Source organism: Vibrio sp. VB16 (genome assembly GCF_015594925.2).
GTDB lineage: Bacteria > Pseudomonadota > Gammaproteobacteria > Enterobacterales > Vibrionaceae > Vibrio.
Genome location: NZ_CP087590.1, coordinates 1,261,305 through 1,282,183, shown reverse-complemented (window position 1 = coordinate 1,282,183; position 20,879 = coordinate 1,261,305). Strand labels below are relative to the sequence as shown.

Genomic DNA, 20,879 nt, shown 5'->3' with positions numbered 1-20,879 from the left:
TGGAGGAACGAAAACGTATATCTGATGCTTGCCTACACAATACGCACTCATACACATATAGACTAAAGTCGAATAAGGTAAATTGCCTTGCTCGGTATAAGCTGTTCGATGTACGTTTTTCTATACGTTATTTAAACAAAAGGAAATGTTAAATGATAACAATCAATAAAAAGGTTCTTACCCTCGTCGCGTCAGGGATTCTTTCATTCTCTGCATTAGCAGAAAATTACACTATTGGCACAGGTAGCCAAAGCGGCACGTATTATCCATTGGGTGGAACATTAGCGAAAATTTGGGGGGAGACAATCCCAGATTTCAATATGAGAGCGGAAGTAACTGCAGGCTCTGTAGAAAACAGTATCAAAGTGGCAACTTCCAAGCAGCTAGCCGGCATTGCTATGGGAAGTGTGGTACAAAAAGCACACGAAGGTGTTAAACCTTTCCCGAAGAAAATGGACGTAGCCGTTATATCGGCACTGTACCCGAACGTTGTTCATTTCATGGTTCCAGCAGATTCAGATATTTCTAACATCGAAGATTTAAAAGGTAAGAAAGTCTCTCTCGGCGCACCGGGCTCTGGTACCCGTACGAGTGCGATTGGCATTCTATCTGCACTTGGAATCAATGAAAGTGAACTAAAATCTCAAAGCTTAAATTACACCGCGACAACGTCAGCACTTGCTAACGGACAGATAGATGCAGGCGTAATTGTTGGTAGTTTAGGTGTGGGTGCAGTTACCGAGTTAGCGCTAACCCGTGATATTCGCATGCTTTCATTTACACCTGAGCAGCTTGCCGCAATTTCAGAAGCAATACCATCATTCCAGCCATTAGACATTCCAGCTGACAGTTACCATAACGTTGCCGCATTCAATACTCCAGCGGTCTGGAATGTACTTGTCGTTAATAAAAATGCCGATGAAAAATTGGTTTATGATATGACCAAATCTATGTTCGAAAATATTGACCAAGTTCGCCAAGCCATTAAAGTGACTCAATATACAACATTAGAAAACATGCATCGACTTGGTGGTGTACCTATCCACGCTGGTGCACAAAAATATTTTGATGAACAATCGAAATAACTTTAAATAGTGACATCACCTATATAACTAACGATATCAACCCATTAGTTGGCTATATAGAGACGGTTTTGTAGTACAAAAGAATGGAGTTTTTTTATGCGGCAGGCTTTATCCATTCAGCAATCTCTTATCCAACTTTTAATGAAAATAGCCGCTATCGCGGCTATCGCTTTATCTGTATTTCAGATCTGGCAAGGGATCTCTGCTGATATTTCAGCGCCAATATTTCGACCAATACATCTTAGTTGGGTGATGATTTTAGTTTTCCTTACTCACCCAATCATTTCTAACAAACATAACCCTGTTCTCTATTTAGCGGGACGAGGGTTAGACCTTATTTTTTGTGTATTAGCATTTTGGGCCACGTGGCAAATCGCGGTATTTGATTATGACGACATCACCTTTTTATTAGAAGGTATCGTTGGCTATGACAAGCTCGCAGGTTGTATCACGATAGTTTTGTTATTGGAAGCCACTCGCAGAACCGTTGGGTTCGTGATGGTTGCCATTGCGTTAATTTTTCTTGCTTATGCAATGTATGGCAACTATTTACCCGACCAGTTCGCCAGTAATGGTTTTCCACTAGAAGATATCATTCGATTCCACATTTATTCTACTAACGGTGTATTTGGAGCACCTCTTGCTATTGCCGCTGGCGTGGTATTTATTTTTGTACTCTTTGGGGCTTTCTTGCAGGTAACTGGTGCCGGTAAGTTCTTCATAGACAGTGCCTTTGCTGTTGCAGGTAAATACCGAGGTGGTCCAGCTAAAGCAAGTGTTATTGCGTCTGCGGCATTAGGGTCCATATCTGGGTCGGCAATCGCCAATACTGTTACAACGGGTTCCCTGACTATTCCTATGATGAAGAAGTTGGGTTATAAACCTGAACAGGCTGCAGGTATTGAAGCCGCAGCCTCTACTGGTGGACAGATAATGCCACCAGTTATGGGTGCCGGTGCATTTGTAATGGCTCAGTTTACGGGTATTCCTTATAGCGAAATTTTACTAGTATCTATCATGCCTGCAATCCTTTACTTCGCTTGTACCCTGTTATACGTGCACATCATGGCGTGTAAACTGGGTCTAAAAGGAATGGACAGCGTCGAACAGATAAAAGTAGTCATGGAGAGAGGTTGGCATTTTCTTGTCCCGTTAATACTGATCACGGCACTGCTGTTAATGAGTTATTCGCCAGTATTGGTGGGTATCGCAGGTTGTGCCGCCATATTGGTCGCATCACTGTGTAGAAAACACAGCCGGATCACCTTAGCGACATTCTTTGAAGGAATGAAACAAGGCGCTTTTCTCGCGTTACCTATCTCGCTTGCCTGTGGTACTGCTGGCATCGTCGTCGGCGTGGTTGGCCAAACGGGCATTGGGCTTCAATTTACCCAGTTCTTAATCGCACTTTCTGGTGGTCATCTCTTTGCAGCCATGGCTTTGATAGCGCTAGCGGCTGTCATTTTGGGTATGGGGTTACCCGTTACTGCGGCCTACATTGTCTTGTCCATCATGGCCGTTCCGACACTGCTCGATTTCGGTATCAGCATGTTGGCCGCTCATATGATTGTGTTTTGGTTATCTCAGACCTCCAATGTAACACCACCGATTGCGTTAGCCGCATTTGCTGGTGCAGGTATTGCAAAAGCATCACCGATGAAATCCGCGGTTCAGGCATTTAAGCTGGCACAAGGTTTCTTCCTCATACCGCTAATGATGGCGTTTTCAGGGCTAATTTTTGACAGCAGTCAAATGGTTGAATTTGGTATTGCGACCATAAGTACCATCGCATTGGTTGTCGCTTTTGCGGGCAGTATCGAAGGTTTTTTTGTAGAGTATCTAACCAAAGTAGAGCGTCTGATTTGGCTAGCAATCGCAGTTGGTATTGCGTTGGGAAGTACTATAGTGACGTTTACATGCATCATCGGATTAGGCTTTATGGTAATGATCAATGTAAAGAAATCGAAATCGCTAAAAACCGCCTAAACGGAAGCATAAACTAAAAAGCACCATCGAGTTGTTAGCCGGTGGTGCTTTTTAGTTGTCACAACTATTCTTCATAAAGGTAGGTAATAACTACTCATATCTTAACGCTTCAGCAGGATTTACTGACGATGCCTTATATGATGGAAATAGTGTCGCGAGTAGACTCAGTAAAATGGCCAGTACTATCACCACGGCAATTTGAACAGGTTCAATACTGATTGGCAACTGACCGCCAGCCGCGAACAAAGCCACCCCCATCGCGCCTAGAATCTGGTTTAGATTACTGGCAAGTAATACACCCAACCCACCCCCGACCAATGCGCCAATAATGCCACTGCTTGCACCTTGCACCATAAATACCGCCAAGATTTGGCCATTAGTCATCCCTTGGGTTTTTAATATCGCGACTTCAGACTGCTTCTCCATCACTACCATGATAAGCGCTGAAATGATATTAAATGCAGCGACACCAACAATCAGACCCAGCATCAAACCCATCATGTTTTTTTCCATTCTTACCGCTTGAAACAGTTCGCCTCGCTGTTCTCGCCAATCGCTCCACATCCAACCTTCAGGGAAAGCGGTATTGGAGAGTTCCGAAACGACAAACGGGTCATCAAAAAATAGCCGCCAACCTGAAATCGTGTCTGTTTTGAACTTCATCAGTTTACCAACATCTTCAATATTACCGATCATCAACTGACCATCTACGTCAGAACCGGTATTGAACACGCCAGACACCGTAAAGTTACGCTGGCTTGGAATCCGTCCTAATGGCGTGAACTGGCTGGCACTAGTCACCATTAGACGAACCTTATCGCCAATCGAAACCTTCATGTTTCTTGCTAACGTATGGCCCAAGAATAGTTGATATTTACCGGCTTCAAGATCACGTAAACTTCCCCCCATCAAATACTCGCCAATTGGATCGTGTTCAAGTGGCGTAATCCCAATTAGTAATCCTGCCGAAAGCTGAGCAGGGCTTTGTATAACAGCCTCACTTCTGACGATCGGCGCAATATTTGTGACATAGGGTATCGCTTGTAAAAATGCTGGCGGTTGATCGCTATTGACTGTTTTTTCATCTTGTTGGTGTACCACAGCTTGTGGTAGTACACCGAGAATTCGGTTCTTCAACTGAGATTCAAAACCATTCATCACAGATAAAACCGTGACTAAAGACATCACCCCGATAGTGATACCAACGGTCGACATAATGGAAACAAAACGACTAAATCGATCACCAGAGCGACCGATTAAATAACGCAGACCAATAAAAGCCGAAACAGGATGAAACATAGATAAGAAGACCAAAGATTGTGGATAGGATTAATGTAACGATTAATTGGCTCTGTTTGTAGCGCTATTTGATACAAATAGACAAAAACCGACGATTTCAGCAATGAAAACACTACAGCTCTTGCTATGTTGCCATACATGACGATAATCAAAAGGTTAGAGAAAAGGAATTAAGGCATGGATCAACAAGAATTTTTTACTGTCCACCACAAATTGACTGCCAATGTCGAGCCTCTTGAGAGTGGCTTTACCTTGCCTAGCCAAAGTGCATTTATCTTAGAAATCCCAGCGCCATTCATCGTCGCGAGTGAATTTAGTCAACTTGACAGTTTGACGGAAAGCGCAATGAGTGAACTAAAAAATAGCGATTTCAAACATGTTATTCAGCTTCTCGACCATCAAAACGGCAAACTGAATCTGCTACTCACCTTTATGCTGGCGCAACAAGATAAAGAAGAGCATCGGTTCTATACATCCAGTTTTGGTGCAAGTCAGTTCACTTTTAAAAGTGAGCACGAGTTCGCGGTCGAATCGCTTGCACGAGTGAAGCTTTTCCTAGACCATCCTCCTGCTGCAATATACTGCTACGCTGAAGTCATTGAGTGTAATCAGGATGAACTAGGTTATGAAGTAACGTTAACCTATAAATTGCTTCGAGAAATCGATCAGGATTTGTTGATTAAAGCGGCGCTCTATCAACAACAAAAATTATTACGCCAACGTTCAATTGACCGTCAGAACAGATAAATAATGTCGAATAAAACATCACTTTTTTCCATTGTTACCCCTGAGAAGGCCGGTGACAAAAAGTTTGTGGGCAACCTTGTCGGTGCAGCCCTTCCTATCGCTATTGCTGAAATTTCTGAGCAACACCAAGGCCACACACTGTTAGTGGTTCCGGACCCTCAGTTAGCGTTAAAGCTGTTAGCGGAAATAGAACAGTTCTCTAATGAAGAGGTCAGCCTATTCCCCGATTGGGAAACGCTGCCCTACGATAATTTCTCACCTCATCAAGATATTATCTCGGATCGGATCGCGAAACTCTATCAGTTGCCGACTCAATCCAGCGGCATCACCATCGTACCAATAAGTACCTTACTGCAAAGACAATCCCCTAGAGATTTCTTAATGCAGCATACTTTGATGGTTAAAGCAGGTGATCTTTATTCATTAGATAGATTGAGAATGCAGCTTGAGAAGTCTGGCTACCGCCATGTAGACCAAGTATTTGGTCCAGGCGAATATGCGAGCCGAGGCTCTATCATCGATCTATTCCCGATGGGCAGCGTGGACCCATATCGAATCGACTTCTTCGACGATGAAATAGACACCATTCGAACGTTCGACCCTGAAACTCAACGTACCGTCGAGAACATTGAGACCATTCGTCTGTTACCCGCTCATGAATTTCCAACTTCTAAAGAGGCGATAGAAGAGTTTCGTGGTCGGTGGCGTCAAAAGTTTGAAGCCAAACGTGAACCAGAATCAATCTATATGCAGGTAACCAAAGGAACATGGCCTGCTGGTATCGAATATTGGCAACCTCTGTTTTTTGATAACACGGAAACGCTGTTTGATTATATCTCTGACGATACCTTGTTGGTCAATGTTGGCGATCTTGAAACCGCGATAGATACCTTTCTAACCGATGTTGATTATCGCTATGACCAACGCAAGATCGACCCTTTACGCCCATTACTCGACCCCAAAGAACTCTGGCTGAAAAAAGACGAATTGTTTTCGTATTTCAAACAAAAACCTATTGCGCAGCTATCGATAGAGAAAATCCAAGCAAGAGCAGGCAGAACCAATCCTAAATTGGAAAAACTGCCAGATTTACACGCCAAGCAGCAAAACAAAGAGCCCTTAGCTGAGTTAAGGCAATTTAGTGAGAGCTATAGCGGAAACATAGTCTTTTCCGTTGAGTCTGAGGGCCGAAGAGAGGCGTTATTAGAACTACTTCGACGTATCAAACTTAAACCTACCGAGATGGACTCTCTCAACGGAGCGGTAGAAAGTAAACGCAAGTTCACCATGATACTTGGCGCCGCTGAACACGGTTTCGTCCATTCTGGACCCGATTTCGCCCTGATCTGTGAAAGTGATTTACTTGGTGACCGCGTCATACAGAGACGCCGAAAAGATAAAAAAGCCGTTAATAGCGACACGATAATTCGCCACCTCGCTGAGCTAAAACCCGGGCAGCCCGTTGTTCATTTAGAACACGGTATTGGTCGCTATATTGGCCTTCAAATACTTGAAGCGGGTGGCTTAACGACCGAATACGTAACACTTGAATATCAGAATGATGCCAAGCTCTACGTTCCAGTTGCGTCCTTAAACCTCATAAGCCGATATTCTGGTAGCGCTGAAGATGGAGCACCGATACATAAACTTGGTGGAGAAGCCTGGGGGAAAGCCCGACGACGGGCCGCAGAAAAAGTACGTGATGTAGCCGCTGAACTGCTTGATGTTTATGCCAAACGCGAGCTAAAGCCAGGCCACAAATTCAAACTCGATAGAGGCCAATACGCCACATTTAAAGCTGGTTTCCCGTTTGAAGAAACTGACGACCAAATTACCTCAATAGATGCCGTCATGTCAGACATGTGCCAAGCAAAGGCGATGGATAGACTTGTCTGTGGCGACGTAGGCTTTGGTAAGACTGAAGTTGCCATGCGTGCAACCTTCATCTGTACTGATAACGACAAACAAGTTGCGGTTCTTGTACCGACAACTCTCTTGGCACAGCAGCATTTCGAAAACTTCAGGGACCGATTTGCTAACCTACCAATACGGGTTGAAGTTCTCTCCCGATTCAAGTCCGCGAAAGAACAGAAGCAGATTCTAGCCGATACCGCCGAAGGCAAAGTCGACATACTGATAGGGACCCATAAGCTACTACAAGATAGTATTAAATTCCGGGACTTAGGCCTACTCATCGTCGACGAAGAACATCGCTTTGGGGTAAGACAAAAAGAAAAAGTTAAGGCGATGCGTGCTGATGTAGATATCCTAACACTAACTGCGACACCCATCCCGCGAACGTTAAATATGGCGATGAGTGGTATGCGTGATCTTTCTATTATTGCGACCCCCCCTGCCCGTCGTTTAGCGATAAAAACATTCGTCCGGGAAAATGATGACAGCGTCATTCGTGAAGCAATTCTTCGTGAAATCATGCGTGGCGGACAGGTTTACTATCTACATAACCAAGTCGAATCCATCGATAAAGTGGCCGAAGACTTAGCCAAACTCATTCCGGAAGCTCGAGTTACAACGGCACATGGCCAGATGCGCGAAAGAGAACTTGAACGCATTATGAATGACTTCTACCATCAACGTTTCAATGTGTTGGTCTGTACCACCATTATTGAGACCGGTATCGATGTGCCTACTGCCAATACCATACTGATGGACAGAGCCGATAAGCTGGGTTTGGCGCAGCTCCATCAACTGCGTGGCCGTGTTGGTCGTTCACATCATCAAGCTTATGCATATCTGTTGACGCCACATCCAAAAGCTCTTTCTAAGGACGCGGTAAAACGACTCGAAGCTATCGCTTCTTTGGAAGATTTAGGTGCTGGATTTACGCTGGCAACACATGATTTAGAGATACGTGGGGCAGGTGAGCTACTTGGTGACGAACAGAGCGGCCAGATACAATCGGTAGGCTTTACCTTGTATATGGAAATGCTAGAGCAAGCAGTAGAGGCGCTTAAAGAAGGTAAAGAGCCTTCACTAGACGACCTATTAAGAGAACAAACAGAGGTTGAGCTTAGGCTACCCGCGCTGTTACCAGATGACTACATTCCAGATATTAATACCCGTTTATCTATGTACAAAAGAATCGCGAGTGTTCAAAATCTCAATCAACTGATGGAGATGAAGGTAGAACTCATCGATCGATTTGGTACCTTACCGGATGCAGCTAAAAACTTACTCTCAGTCAATGAAGTGAAATTGGACGCCGCCGCTATCAACGTCAAAAAAATTGAAGCGCACGATAAAGGTGGTTACATCGAGTTTTATCCAAATGCTGACATTAACCCAATGTTTCTAGTTAAACTATTACAAGGTCAGGCTCAAAATTATAAGATGGAAGGGCCTACTAAGCTTAAATTCACACTGCCTTTGGCTGATAGACGCGAAAGAATTCGCTTTATCTCTGATTTGCTTGAACAATTTCAACAAAATAGAATGCCTAAAAGCGCGTGATAAGCAATAATGAACCAATAAGAAATACGATGCTCAACGTTAACAGCACCATTTTTGCGGAGTCGAAATGAAAAAACTGGTCTTTCTACTACTCTTTATCATGGCGTCGCCGTCATTCGCGGCCGATCGTCAATTTGATATAGAGCTTATTGTATTTAAACGTTCTATCGATCCGGACAAACTCAGTGAATCTTGGCCAAGTACATTGCCACCGATCGACTTCACCAATGTGGGAACCTTTGAAAACAGCGAATATAGACAAAGAAAAGGCGTTTCAATACGTGGTTACGACGAGTTTCAACTTCTTAACCAAGTAGAGCGACTCAAAAAGCACGCTGGTTTTCAGGTTTTGATGCATAAAGTATGGCGTCAAGGTGATAACGGTAAAGCCTCTGCCCCTAAATTTCGAATTCGCGCGGGTAAAGATTATTCCAAATCTTATAATCCAGATGGTAGCCAAAAAGTCACTTTTACTGACAATAGCGAAGGGGCAATCCAAGAACAAACCATCGATAATCCGCTTTATGAATTAGATGGAGAGTTACAGGTATATGTCCAACATTATCTATTTTTAGAAACCACCTTAGATCTTAAAGCGCCCGGGGTTCGTGACGTCATCTTAGAAGATAAACGATTGGTTCTAACAGAATCGGATTCTGATGAGACGGTACAATTCGGTGATATGAGAGAAGTGTCGCCAACGGTTCAAGAGGAACGTTTCTTAAAGAGCTACAGAATGGATCAAAAACGGCGCATACGAAGCAGTGAAACGCACTACCTCGACCACCCATTAATGGGTATTATTGTTCAGATACGTCGGGTGCCTTAACGCGACCATTTAACTCAACCCTGTTTGCCCTAAACCGACTAACATTGCTTCCCCATTGGGGGGCATTTTACACCCTTGGACTGTTCAATTTGGTCACTAATTTAGAAATATTCACCAAGCGATTGCAGCTTAAAATCATTCGCCAAGAACATAGCCATGCATTTGCCAATAGAATCTCTGATTCATTATCTTTGCATGACTGGATGGATTGGTGCCATCCTAGGTTTAGCGAAATGGATGCGCAAGACTTTATACGAGCTAACCGATTGAACTGGGTGAAAGGGAGCTCATATGGTTTTGGGGTATTTCGCAAAGAAAGCCAAGAGTTTATTGGTATGGCGGCTATCACTGAGATCCATCTCATCTCTAACTCTGCAAGCCTTGGTTACTGGATAGCCGATAAACACCAGCAAAAAGGCTACGCAAAAGAAGCCCTTAATTCCCTTATCAGTTTCTGTTTCGAAAAACTGCAACTAACACGAATAGAAATAATCTGCGACCCTGACAACGTACCTAGCCATAACGTTGCATTAGCTTGCGGTGGCATAAATGAAGGAATCAACCGAAATCGATTTATTTATAATGACAGACCGAGAGACGGGTTAGTCTTTTGCATCACTCCCGATCTTTGAAACTAAACCCAGGTTCTTTTTTTTCTCTTCTTTGTTTAAAAATGCAGTTTCCAGGTCGATATCATAGCGATTCGCAATAGAACACAAATAGATAAACACAGCGGATAACTCATCCCCTACTTCACGCTGTTTTGGTCATGCCATGCAATTGCATGGCTTTAACTTATAACGTCAACCTTTAATCTTAGTGCAATTTAAGGTTTGGTCTTAACACCCTGTTTATACGGCCAACTAGCATCATTAGTGCCGTCTTAACCATGCCATGCAACGCCATTTGATGCATACGATACAAAGAGATATAGACAACGCGTGCAATGCGCCCTTCTATCATCATTGAGCCTTTGGTTAGGTTACCCATTAAACTGCCGACCGTCGAAAAACGGCTGAGAGAAACCAATGATCCGTGATCTTTATAAACATACGGTTTAAGCGCCTTGCCATTTAACTTCGCTATTATATTTGTATACGCTTGACTCGACATCTGATGCGCTGCTTGTGCACGTGGAGGGACAAATGAGCCGTCAGCTTGTGTACATTGGGCTAAGTCACCAATAACGAAGATATCGTCATCACGGGTGGATTGTAGGGTGTCATTCACCACCAATTGGTTGATGCGGTTCGTCTCTAAGCCCGCAATATCTTTGATGAAATCTGGCGCTTTAATACCCGCCGCCCACACCATGATATGGGCATGAATTTTGTCACCGCTTTTGGTGGTTAAACCATCGGTTTCCGCTTTTGTCACCAGCGTCCCTGTTCTTACTGTTACACCTAATTTCGTTAGTTCCTGATGAGCAGAAGTGGAGATCCTTGGTGGTAACGCAGGAAGAATACGCTCGCCGGCTTCGATCAGGTTCACATTAAGTTTGCTTGAGTCAAGATCGCCAAATCCATAGGTTCTCAACTCTTTGATTGCATTATGCAGTTCAGCTGATAACTCAACACCAGTTGCACCAGCACCAACAATCGCGATATCTACGGTTCCTTGGCCAGCTTTCGCGTGAAGCTTCAAGAATTCGTTGTTCATTAAGCTTCGGAAGCGATGTGCCTGCTCAGGACTGTCCAAAAAGATGCAATTGTCACGAACCCCCGGTGTATTAAAGTCGTTGGAGGTTGAACCAATGGCCATCACCAGAATGTCATACTCAAATTCGCGCTGAGGCAATAATAGTTCACCATCATCGTCTTTTAACTCCGCTAATAAAATGACTTTGCGATCGCGATCTATCGCTTTAAGAGTGCCTAATCCAAAATTGAAATGGTGATTCTTTGCGTGAGCACGATAGCTTATAGCATCAACACCTTCATCGAGTGAGCCCGTAGCGACCTCATGAAGTAACGGCTTCCACAAATGACTTCCTTTTCGGTCTACTAATGTGATTTCCGCTCTGTTTTTACGTCCAAGTGTATTTCCCAGTTTAGTCGCAAGCTCTAAACCTCCAGCTCCACCGCCGACAACAATGATTCGAGTCATGTTGGCACTCCTTTTAGTCTACAATTTTAAATAGCCTGAATGTGTCAAGCTATGAGATTCTGTATATGGGCCAATATTCACGCTTTGTTTTGGTCAGCTTCTTGAAGGTTTGCTCACTCTTTTAATTCAACTTTAATTGATATAAATCAAAAAAAGTTGAATTTTCATTATATATAGGTAAATGAGGACCGCAAGAAATTATTTAATCCTCATCACATTTTCACTCTTTTTGGTTAACCTTAAGCCAGGTATTTCAAAAATTGAACAAAAAAAAACGACCTCTTATTGAGGTCGTTTCACGAAAATATTTTGTCTTGATCAAGCTTCTTTAAAAGCCTTAATGGTTTGTAGATGTTGCGATATTTTCTTGAATTTATGGGTTTCCGTTTCATCCCAAATAATCCGATAGTAATCCTCTAACGCCTCAACCGTAAGGCTATGGTCAATAGCATCATCGGCTTTAGATAAGATAACTAAACAGCGCTCTTTATTTTTAATTCGGTACTGAGCAACACACTTCGTTGCTATATCATCGTACTCTTCAGGGCGATCTATCTTCCCACTCATATTAGATTCTGGGAACAAGTTCGGATTAAAAATCACTTGCTTAATACCACACAAAAAACCAATTCGTTCAGACCAGTAGCCACCAAGCCCTACACCACAAATAACGGGATGACGGTCATCTGATTGCTCAATTGCCTTGTGCACCTCTTTTAACAGGTGTGCCATATCATGTTTTGGATGAAGAGTACTGTAGTTAATAAAACGAACATCGTCGTCTATAAATTGAAGCTGAAGTACCTTCTCGTGATTCCCTGGACTTGTTGAATCAAAGCCGTGTAAATAAATTATCATGGTACCTCCCACTATCCTTTTTGGTATAACTTTACATCTACTACTAATTAATTTTAACTTAATTGCCTGATTTTTTATGCATTATTTGTTTTATAGCATAAAAAAAAATCTTATTCGATTCGAAAGTTAAGTTTGCAGAACAGCTAATTTATTGAAAAAGATAAGTTTCCAAAAAAAACACCTTCAATAAACCAGCGTTAATGTGAGAGCAAAACCTCTAAACGATTGGCTTCTAACAAGTAATGTTCATCATTCCACAACTGATAGCCGAGTAAATACCACAGCATTGCCATCATTTGGTTGCGAGGTGTCCACTTATTAACGCCTAATAACCAGCTATCGATATCCTCTAGCTCCCTCAGCTTACAGTACGCTACTACGCTTTTAAGTACATTAAGCCCACTGAGTTCTAACGTCATGGCTAAATCCATCCTAGGGTCACTTACACCCGCATACTCCCAGTCAATGACCTTTATGCCCTGATCGGTTCTCACTATATTGTAGTCTCCCAGATCAAAATGACATAGTGCTGGCTCGATCTGAGGTATATTTGGTAGCCCTCTATAGCGATTATAGAGCGCTTCGCGCTGTATTGATTTTAGGCTGGGGTCTAACTTATGCCAATAACCATCAACTTTTGCTGTAAAAGCGAACAAAGGCACGGGCTTATTATGTATGTTTACCGTGTGAATTTTAATCAGAGTCGCAAGTAGTTCTAGTTCACTTAACGGTACGTCGCCTACACTGCCCTCTAACCACTCAACCAACAAACCTTTGTCGTTTAAATGCACCGGCATTGGGGCAAATTGGCATTCTCTCAGTGACTCCAATAATTGGTTCTCTCGGATCCGAGAAATACCAAATTGAAACAAATGAGTAGAGTTAGGTCGCCAGACATAAGGGACACCAGAATGTGACGTAATCTTCCAACATCGATTCGTTAAGCCACCAGCAAGAATTTCGGCAATTTGAGGTGGCACACGAAAAAAGGGTTCCAGCGACAATAACGACTGGTCAAGCGACGTTGCTTCACTCCAGGTCATTCTCACAGGATACCCTCTTGTAATCAAACGTTCGTTGTTAAACGACGCTGGTCTAAGATTGAGTTTAAAGGCCTAATAAACTCTTCGATTCATTTTTACGAATCTCTGTTTCATCAGCCCACTCAATGAGACCCGTTTCCAAGTCCATTAATCGCATCGTCATTTTATAGTATACGTCTTTTTTGCTGCCCGCTTGCTTCACAATACTCGACAGGTTGCCATACAGCATATATTGAGCGCCAACCATTTTACCAAACTGAATAGCACTGCTTTGGTCCGCTAGCTCGTCGTTGTTCTGGAAGTTAAGTTGTTTACGTACTGATTCAACTCGGTCCATATCAACAAAACGGAACTTACCAGAGTTCAGCATCTTAGTGCTAATAGAATCGGTAATTGATTCTGTATCTATATGTTCACTCGTCTTATTCTTGATGGTCTCAACAAATGCTATTGGACGACTGTCTCTAGTAATCGCCGCTACCGAGCCTGACATAAGCATGCTATCTACCATTTCGCTCGCGATCTTTTGTAGATCTGTAGAGCCAAAGTCAATCGTTGTGGTCTCAGCTTCTTGCGCATCGCCATAATTTACTTTATTAGAACAGCCGCCTAAAATAACTGCTAGTCCAATTAACGCTATAACACCTTTATTCATCTCTCACCCTTATTTATTTGCTTCGCGTATTTGAACACGGAATTGTTTGCCGTTTGGATTAATAGACACTTCCGAAATAGAAAGCGTTTCAAAACCTCTAACAATCTGTTGTTTCCACGCCGCTTGCTTCGAATTTACTTCTAGTCCTTCATTATCGTACCAATAGAAACGATACTGAATATTTTGATCACCTTTAAACTGGCTGGTAAGCGTAACGATACCTCTTGCATGCCCCTCCTGATCTACGGTCGCTATGTTGTCTATTAATAACCGTCCCCCGAGAACATTGTCACCAAACATCACATTTTGCGATTGGCCATCAACTCGAAGACCCGCTGTATTTTTAGAACAACCGATTAAAGCCAAGGCCATAACTAATGCTATCCCTATTTTTTTCATTACAAACTCCCAAGTTGTTTGTGCCAAATTGTTGCATTCGAACCCTGTCTAGAAACCCAAACCAAAACTGTTCTCCCTTCACCTACAGTGACATCGTAATTCTGATTTCCAACATCTATCGTGTAATTACCGGGGTCGACAACTTCACTGCTGCTATAAACATTGGCAGGCAATGTTTGCCAACTGCGAGTATCGGGTTGCTCTGTAAACACATTCCATACGTTAACCAAAAGGTTTCCGATATCATCACCATTTGCTGTCTCTCGACGAATCTGTTCTTTTGCGACCACTCGTAAAGCCTGTCTTAGCAAGATTGTCGGCATTCTTTCCGTCAGATCTTGTTGCGCCATCAAGTTTACGTCGACAAGTTTAGACTTAGATACCGATTTACCATTTATCTTAAGCGTAGCAAACTGGCGAGAAACCTGTGAAGGATAATATGGAAGCGACATGGTAAAATAAGCCCACTGTCCCTTCGTATAGATAGGAAGCGGCTGTTTCCAGCCTTGCTTTGAAAAGACCACGCCTTGTTCATCTATAACGATTAACCTTGCTTTGTTTTTTGCCAAAGGTTTTCTGTCACCATATTGCTTAACTAGCTTGCTCAAGTCTTCTTGCATGCCTAACTTTCTTGCCACTCTAATCGTGCTATCGATTATCTCTGAGTTGCTGGGCATGACTGCTAACGCTCGTCTATAGTCAACATACGCGTTATTTAGTTCCCCTGACGTTTCATAAAGCAGCCCTGACAGGAAGAGTAAGTAACCATTTTGAACCGCCTGTAATTGTTTACCCGCGTCAGGATATTTGGACAAAACTGAGCCCAAATTAGGACTCAAACCGTCTTTCCTCATATCTGATTCAGCAGAGGCCAGATCGGCTTCTCGTGTTTTCTTCGCTTTTTCCTGAACCTGATTGGCTTTACGTACCTCGACTAACGCACCTTCTAGTGAATTTTCACTGAGATAGTTAAGTGCCAAATAAAGGTGCAAAAAACCCAATTCATAATCGGCAGGGTAATAACTATTCAAGTTATCATTTACAGCCAAAGATCCTATGCTAGACGCGCTTTCACTAATAGAAACAACCGCCTGATCTTGTTGTTCACGCACAGCATATTCACTGCTCTCTAAGAAAGCTTTACTCTCTTCATAGGTCTGATTGAGTAGATTAACTCTACCCTTTTCCATATTGTCTAGTATGTCACCCGCTATGTAATCTGGTAATAGATCGACGGCTTTTTCATACTGCCCAGATTCTACTGCTGTATAGACGTCACGATTTTGAGCACTATAGTGACTAAACAGGTTACCAGCAGATAGGGTAGAACAAGCAGTCACTGTTGCTGACACAGTGATAATAAATAGTAATCGGCACGTTTTATTCAACATAAGCTTACAAAGAGATTATTCCTAAATTAACCAAGTAGTAGTGGACCTAACGGACGACCACCAAGAAGGTGCATATGAATATGATATACCTCTTGTCCACCATGAGCATTACAGTTAATTATCAAACGATAACCGTCTTTATCAATGCCTTCATCTTTCGCTATTTTTCTTGCGGCAGTAAACATTCTACCTAACATTAACTCATCCTCTTCTTCTACATCATTCACTGTAGGGATCAGTTTGTTTGGGATAATTAGAATGTGACTTGGAGCTCGTGGGCTGATATCTCTGAATGCGGTAACCAAATCATCTTGGTAGACGATATCCGTGGGGATTTCTTTTCGAATAATTTTGCTGAATATTGTTTCTTCCGCCATTACGCTGCTCCATGTTTAACGGTAATTTTTGTTGAGTATGCGTTATGGATCACCAAATCACAATAAAAAACAGCGTTCAACACTTCATTTTCTAGAAGCGCTGCCGATAATTCAAACTGAGGTTCAAATCTCGGTTTGTAGCGTATGAAATACGTATTATTGGTCAGCTATATTCTGACATTAAAAACAATAATTATTGTGCAATACCGTGTCTTTATTTATACCTTATTTTTCTAACGGGGAGAGAAAATGAAAGGGTCTGTAATCAGGCGTATGTACACCGGATTTACCATTTTGGTGGTCATGTTTATCGCCACTGTCACTATCATGCTGAATGGCATGAGTAATATTCACGCTATGTTCAGCACGGTAACCGAGAAGTCATTGCCACTCGTGTCGCTTTCAAATCAGACAAGCGTTAAACTGCTTTCTGCTGATAAAGCATTTAAAGACTTTCTAACCACACAAGATGTGGAACGGATGGAGCAAAATAAGAGTAATTTTCAACAGGCTCAAGATAGCTTTGAACAAGTATTTAGCCAGCTCGAAACGGCAAGCTCAAACTACCCATCCTTGCAGAAGGATATACTCCAGTTAAAAGACCTAGAAACAACGTACTTTTCCGTTGCACAAGATGCAATGGGTAATTACCAGGATATGTCTGTTGCTCAAGAACAGGTTCGAAAATCAACGCGTAATTACCAACGACTTCATTCCGAATTGACCGTCGGCATGAAAGATTTTGTAGATGATCAAAGCAGCATTTCTATTAAACTATTGGCCAAAAGTTATTTCTTGAAGCTTAAAAAAGCCGAAATCGTCACCTCAGACGCGCTTGCGAGTGATGACCTTGAGTTTGTAGCAAAATCGTTCGCTGATAATAAAAAATCGGTCGCGCAGCTCGTCTATGCATATGAAGGTTTAACGACTCAGCTTCCATCGATCAAATTCTCTTTCGATAACCCAGTGAAACAATTTACTAAAGATATAGGCAAAAAAGGCGGCGTTCTGGATCAACATTCGGCCTTTTTGGAAGCGCGTTCTAGCCTATACATGAACGTTGAGAACCTAGCCGCAGAAGTTGACAAAACCATGAATCTGCTTGGTGGATTTAATCGTGTTGCAACAGAAGAACTCAATGGCACACTTACGGAGGCTGAGAACATCTATAAAGATGGTCGTTTACAGGCCATCATTATAGGTATCGTGGTGGCAATCATTGCGATCGTGATCGGTTATCGTCTGGCCCATAGCGTAAGAGAACCTCTTACCCGCATCTTTGATACGCTAGAAAGCCTCGCAGACGGTGACATGACCAAGCGTATTGAGATTCGCTACAACAACGAGTTTGGCCGTGTGAGTGGTCATATTAATACCCTAGCAGATAACCTACATAACATTCTGCAACAGCTCAGTAGCGCGTCGCACAACCTGACGAATGCATCTACAACCAATCAATCCACCTCAAACAATGCACAAACCCAACTTAGTAGTCAGCGAGAACAAACCGCTAATGTGGCCACGGCAATGACAGAGATGGCCCATTCTGTCGCAGAGGTATCACAAAGCGCACTAAGCTCGTTAGACAAGGTACATCAAGTAGAAAGCGCTTCTGATAGTGGTCGACAAGTAATGAGTCAGAACATCACCACAATCAACCAGCTCGAAAGTCGATTAACCGATTCGGTAAGTGCCGTATCCGAGCTACAAAAAATGAGCAGCGAAATTGGATCGATCTTAGATGTTATTCGAGGCATAGCCGAACAAACTAACCTACTTGCACTCAACGCCGCGATAGAAGCCGCGAGAGCAGGCGAACAAGGTAGAGGGTTCGCTGTCGTCGCGGACGAAGTCAGAGTGTTGGCTCAGAAGACGACGGAGTCGACCACTGAAATCGAGAGCATGATCGCAAACCTTCAATCGAGTTCAAAATCAGCCAATCAGATCATTGAAAGCTGCATGGGTGATATGGAGAACTCCGTTGCTCAGGCGTCAAATGCAAACAGCTCTATGGAAGAAATTCAGGCGTTAATACTCGAAATTAGTCAAATGAGTACACATATATCTGAAGCGGCTGCGGAACAAAGCACAACCACTGGCGACATAGCGCAAAGTTTAGAAGGCATTAATCAGATTGCCGATGAAAGTTATCACGCGATGTCAGAAATTGCCTCTGTAAGCGAGAACTTAAGCACTATCGCGCAGGAGCAAGAGAGCTTGGTGAGCCGATTTAAGCTCTAAATTCAAACTCTAGGTCATGTTAAGGTCAATTTTTACTTTAACAAGGGTGAATTGTTATCAATTCACCCTTGTTTTTTATATAGTTACTACAATATAAAATGTAAGGCCAGCGAACCCTTCCCACAAAATTTTAATGCCGGCCAATACTTATAATTAGTAAGGACGTTAAATGGCCATTCACGTTGGTATTATTGATCGAGATCCCATCCGCTTAATCACGCCGCTTTTTGATAATAGAGCAATCTGCGAGCACATCATCTTTATTGGGGACAAAAACCAAAAGACAATGTTTCAGAGGCTCAAATACGTTTTAGACAAACGAAATATTGAAACCGAATTTTTTGAAATAACATCAATCGCTGACACACCTTTGATTAGACAAGCGATACATCAACTAGAAACAAATCTTCGTCAACGTGGCAAAGAGCTAAAGCTCAACGCCAGTTGTGGTTTGCGTCATCGCCTATTGCCTGTTTATGAGATGTTTCGACGCAATGCTTGGGAGATCTTCGTTGTTGAACCAAACAGCGATAAGATTTGCTGGATTTATCCGGAAGAAAACAAAGATGCTCAACTAGAAGACCATATCACGATTGCTGACTATCTAACTATTTTTGGTGCGCGGGCTGAATTTAACGAACATGACTTGCCGGATCAACTCGATCAACAACTCTATGAACTCGGACAAAGGTGGGCAGGCAATGCCCTCGAACTTGGCCCTGGACTCGCGACACTCAACTACTTGGCAACAACGTGTCGTAAAGAGCAAAAATTAGAGGTGAGTTTAACCGAAAAACAGCAAAGCTATCGCGAAGTGAATATGCTTCTCTCCGACCTTGTGGACACACAGCTTGCAACCTATCAAAATGGAATTCTCAAATTTGCGAGCGAAGACGCAAGGCGATTTTCTAATGGAGAGTGGCTTGAAACACTGGTCCATAGCACCGTTAAGCAAATTCAAGATGAACTACCAACCATTCAAGACCATTCTCTCAATGTTCAGGTGTATCGCCAGTTAGGTGAACGTGAAGTCCGAAATGAGCTCGATGTAGCTACTGTTGTGAACAACAAACTGCATATAATAGAGTGCAAAACAAAGGGCATGCGCGACGACGGTGACGATACTCTTTACAAACTCGAGTCCTTGAGAGATTTATTGGGTGGCTTACAAGCTCGAGCGATGTTAGTTAGCTTCCGTCCACTAAGACACAACGATATCACTCGTGCGGAAGACTTAGGGTTAGCACTTATCGGTCCTGATGAACTGAAGGACCTGAAAAAACACCTAACTCTCTGGTTCGCTGATGCAGGTGGTCACGATGAATTGTGATGTTGGGCTGCAATTTTAGATAAGACTGACAACAAAAAATCCCGAATACTGAATGTATTCGGGATTTTTATTATTAAGCAACGTTGCTCCTAAAATGACAAGAGCAACCGATCAATAATTAAAGCATTTTACGCGCAGCAGCAATAACGACCTGAATAGAACGAGTCTCAGTTTCTTTAAGCGTTGCATGATCAGGAATCTCTTTCTGAGTACGGTTGATTATAACACCCGCAACACAGCCAGCTTTAAGACCAGAGCTCGCACACATTGTAAATAGTGTTGCAGATTCCATTTCGAAATTTAGAACCCCCATGTCTTGCCACTCTTGCATTGAACCTTGGAAACGCTTAACAACACGACCAGAGAACGTATCGTAACGCTCTTGTCCTGGATAGAAAGTATCACTCGACGCCGTTACGCCCATGTGCACTTTCGCGCCCGACTCTTCTACCGCTTCTTTCATTGCAGTTGCAACTTCAAAGTTTGCAACGGCTGGAAACTCTAGCGGAGCAAAATGCAAACTAGCGCCATCTAAACGAACGGAACCAGTAGAAACAATCATATCTCCGACGTTTACATCTGATTGAATAGCACCAGTCGTACCCACGCGTAAGAATGTACGTACACCACATTGCGCAAGTTCTTCAACTGCAATAGAAGTAGAAGGACCGCCAATACCCGTAGAACAAACTACAACAGGTGTGCCATCTAATTCTGCCAAGTAAACATTGTATTCACGGTGGCTTGAAAGTTGTACTGCATTATCCATTTCAGCGGCAATTTTTGGCACGCGATCTGGATCACCAGGAATAATAGCGACAGTTGCGCCTTTAAGATCGGCCGCAGTAATACCAAGGTGAAAAACAGGTTGAGACATAGATGGCTCCTTAATGTGGACTCAGCATTTTGCTAATCCAGAATATGGGTGAAGTTGACAGACAAACTGTAGCGAACAAATGCCACCCATAGAGTGATCGCAATCACAATATAAACTTACATTACACTATCCATTACATAGAAAACCGATTGGCATCACGTTTTTCTACGCTTTTGAATGGAATT

The 20,879-nt window shown here is 42.8% G+C and carries 17 protein-coding genes; 8 read left to right on the top strand and 9 right to left on the bottom strand.

The window, feature by feature from the left end; genetic code table 11:
• The first annotated feature begins 152 nt into the window (after nt 1-152).
• Both IUZ65_RS06070 and IUZ65_RS06065 read left to right on the top strand, forming a co-directional pair.
• Nucleotides 153-1,085 (top strand): TAXI family TRAP transporter solute-binding subunit, encoded by a 933-nt coding sequence (locus IUZ65_RS06070; protein ID WP_195702892.1) that lies wholly within the window; start codon nt 153-155, stop codon nt 1,083-1,085.
• Nucleotides 1,086-1,181: 96 nt separating this feature from the next.
• Nucleotides 1,182-3,071 carry a TRAP transporter permease gene (locus IUZ65_RS06065; RefSeq protein WP_195702891.1) on the top strand — a complete coding sequence of 630 codons (1,890 nt, stop codon included), beginning with the start codon at nt 1,182-1,184 and terminating at the stop codon, nt 3,069-3,071.
• A gap of 90 nt (nt 3,072-3,161) precedes the next feature.
• Here the strand turns inward: IUZ65_RS06065 and lolC are convergent, their stop codons facing one another.
• Nucleotides 3,162-4,370 (bottom strand): lipoprotein-releasing ABC transporter permease subunit LolC, encoded by a 1,209-nt coding sequence (lolC, locus tag IUZ65_RS06060; protein ID WP_195702890.1) that lies wholly within the window; start codon nt 4,368-4,370, stop codon nt 3,162-3,164.
• A gap of 177 nt (nt 4,371-4,547) precedes the next feature.
• Here lolC and IUZ65_RS06055 point away from each other — a divergent pair, with 177 nt between their 5' ends.
• The 4 genes from IUZ65_RS06055 (at nt 4,548) to IUZ65_RS06040 (ending at nt 10,049) form a co-directional block, all read left to right on the top strand.
• A complete protein-coding gene (locus IUZ65_RS06055) occupies nt 4,548-5,117 on the top strand; it encodes a PilZ domain-containing protein (protein WP_195702889.1) in 570 nt (189 codons plus the stop codon).
• Nucleotides 5,118-5,120: 3 nt separating this feature from the next.
• Complete coding sequence (mfd, locus tag IUZ65_RS06050) at nt 5,121-8,588, top strand: transcription-repair coupling factor (protein WP_195702888.1); 3,468 nt, start codon at nt 5,121-5,123, stop codon at nt 8,586-8,588.
• Between the two features lie 67 nt (nt 8,589-8,655).
• The gene (locus IUZ65_RS06045) at nt 8,656-9,417 is read left to right on the top strand and encodes a peptidoglycan binding protein CsiV (protein ID WP_195702887.1); all 762 of its coding nucleotides are present in this window, start codon (nt 8,656-8,658) and stop codon (nt 9,415-9,417) included.
• An 89-nt stretch (nt 9,418-9,506) separates the two neighbouring features.
• The gene (locus IUZ65_RS06040) at nt 9,507-10,049 is read left to right on the top strand and encodes a GNAT family N-acetyltransferase (RefSeq protein WP_195702886.1); all 543 of its coding nucleotides are present in this window, start codon (nt 9,507-9,509) and stop codon (nt 10,047-10,049) included.
• 184 nt (nt 10,050-10,233) lie between these two features.
• Here the strand turns inward: IUZ65_RS06040 and IUZ65_RS06035 are convergent, their stop codons facing one another.
• The 7 genes from IUZ65_RS06035 to hinT form a co-directional block, all read right to left on the bottom strand.
• Nucleotides 10,234-11,523 carry an NAD(P)/FAD-dependent oxidoreductase gene (locus IUZ65_RS06035; protein ID WP_195702885.1) on the bottom strand — a complete coding sequence of 430 codons (1,290 nt, stop codon included), beginning with the start codon at nt 11,521-11,523 and terminating at the stop codon, nt 10,234-10,236.
• Between the two features lie 318 nt (nt 11,524-11,841).
• The gene (gene ycfP, locus IUZ65_RS06030; RefSeq protein WP_195702884.1) at nt 11,842-12,381 is read right to left on the bottom strand and encodes an alpha/beta hydrolase YcfP; all 540 of its coding nucleotides are present in this window, start codon (nt 12,379-12,381) and stop codon (nt 11,842-11,844) included.
• 197 nt (nt 12,382-12,578) lie between these two features.
• Entirely contained in the window at nt 12,579-13,424 is an 846-nt protein-coding gene (locus tag IUZ65_RS06025) for a phosphotransferase (RefSeq protein ID WP_195702883.1), read from the bottom strand.
• Nucleotides 13,425-13,488: 64 nt separating this feature from the next.
• On the bottom strand, nt 13,489-14,079 hold the full coding sequence (lpoB, locus tag IUZ65_RS06020) for a penicillin-binding protein activator LpoB (protein WP_195702882.1): 591 nt from the start codon (nt 14,077-14,079) through the stop codon (nt 13,489-13,491).
• A gap of 9 nt (nt 14,080-14,088) precedes the next feature.
• Nucleotides 14,089-14,478: a YcfL family protein gene (locus tag IUZ65_RS06015; protein WP_195702881.1), complete on the bottom strand. Its 390-nt coding sequence runs from the start codon at nt 14,476-14,478 to the stop codon at nt 14,089-14,091.
• The gene (locus IUZ65_RS06010) at nt 14,478-15,869 is read right to left on the bottom strand and encodes a COG3014 family protein (RefSeq protein WP_195702880.1); all 1,392 of its coding nucleotides are present in this window, start codon (nt 15,867-15,869) and stop codon (nt 14,478-14,480) included. The genes IUZ65_RS06015 and IUZ65_RS06010 overlap by 1 nt, the downstream gene beginning before the upstream one ends.
• Nucleotides 15,870-15,895: 26 nt before the next feature.
• Entirely contained in the window at nt 15,896-16,246 is a 351-nt protein-coding gene (gene hinT / locus IUZ65_RS06005; RefSeq protein ID WP_195702879.1) for a purine nucleoside phosphoramidase, read from the bottom strand.
• 249 nt (nt 16,247-16,495) lie between these two features.
• Here hinT and IUZ65_RS06000 point away from each other — a divergent pair, with 249 nt between their 5' ends.
• Together IUZ65_RS06000 and IUZ65_RS05995 are read left to right on the top strand one after the other, a co-directional pair.
• Complete coding sequence (locus tag IUZ65_RS06000; RefSeq protein WP_195702878.1) at nt 16,496-18,487, top strand: methyl-accepting chemotaxis protein; 1,992 nt, start codon at nt 16,496-16,498, stop codon at nt 18,485-18,487.
• A 169-nt stretch (nt 18,488-18,656) separates the two neighbouring features.
• The gene (locus IUZ65_RS05995; RefSeq protein ID WP_195702877.1) at nt 18,657-19,817 is read left to right on the top strand and encodes a DUF1887 family protein; all 1,161 of its coding nucleotides are present in this window, start codon (nt 18,657-18,659) and stop codon (nt 19,815-19,817) included.
• A gap of 118 nt (nt 19,818-19,935) precedes the next feature.
• On the opposite strand, the gene udp is transcribed toward IUZ65_RS05995, so the two are convergent.
• Nucleotides 19,936-20,694 carry a uridine phosphorylase gene (gene udp / locus IUZ65_RS05990; RefSeq protein ID WP_195702876.1) on the bottom strand — a complete coding sequence of 253 codons (759 nt, stop codon included), beginning with the start codon at nt 20,692-20,694 and terminating at the stop codon, nt 19,936-19,938.
• Nucleotides 20,695-20,879 lie beyond the last annotated feature (185 nt).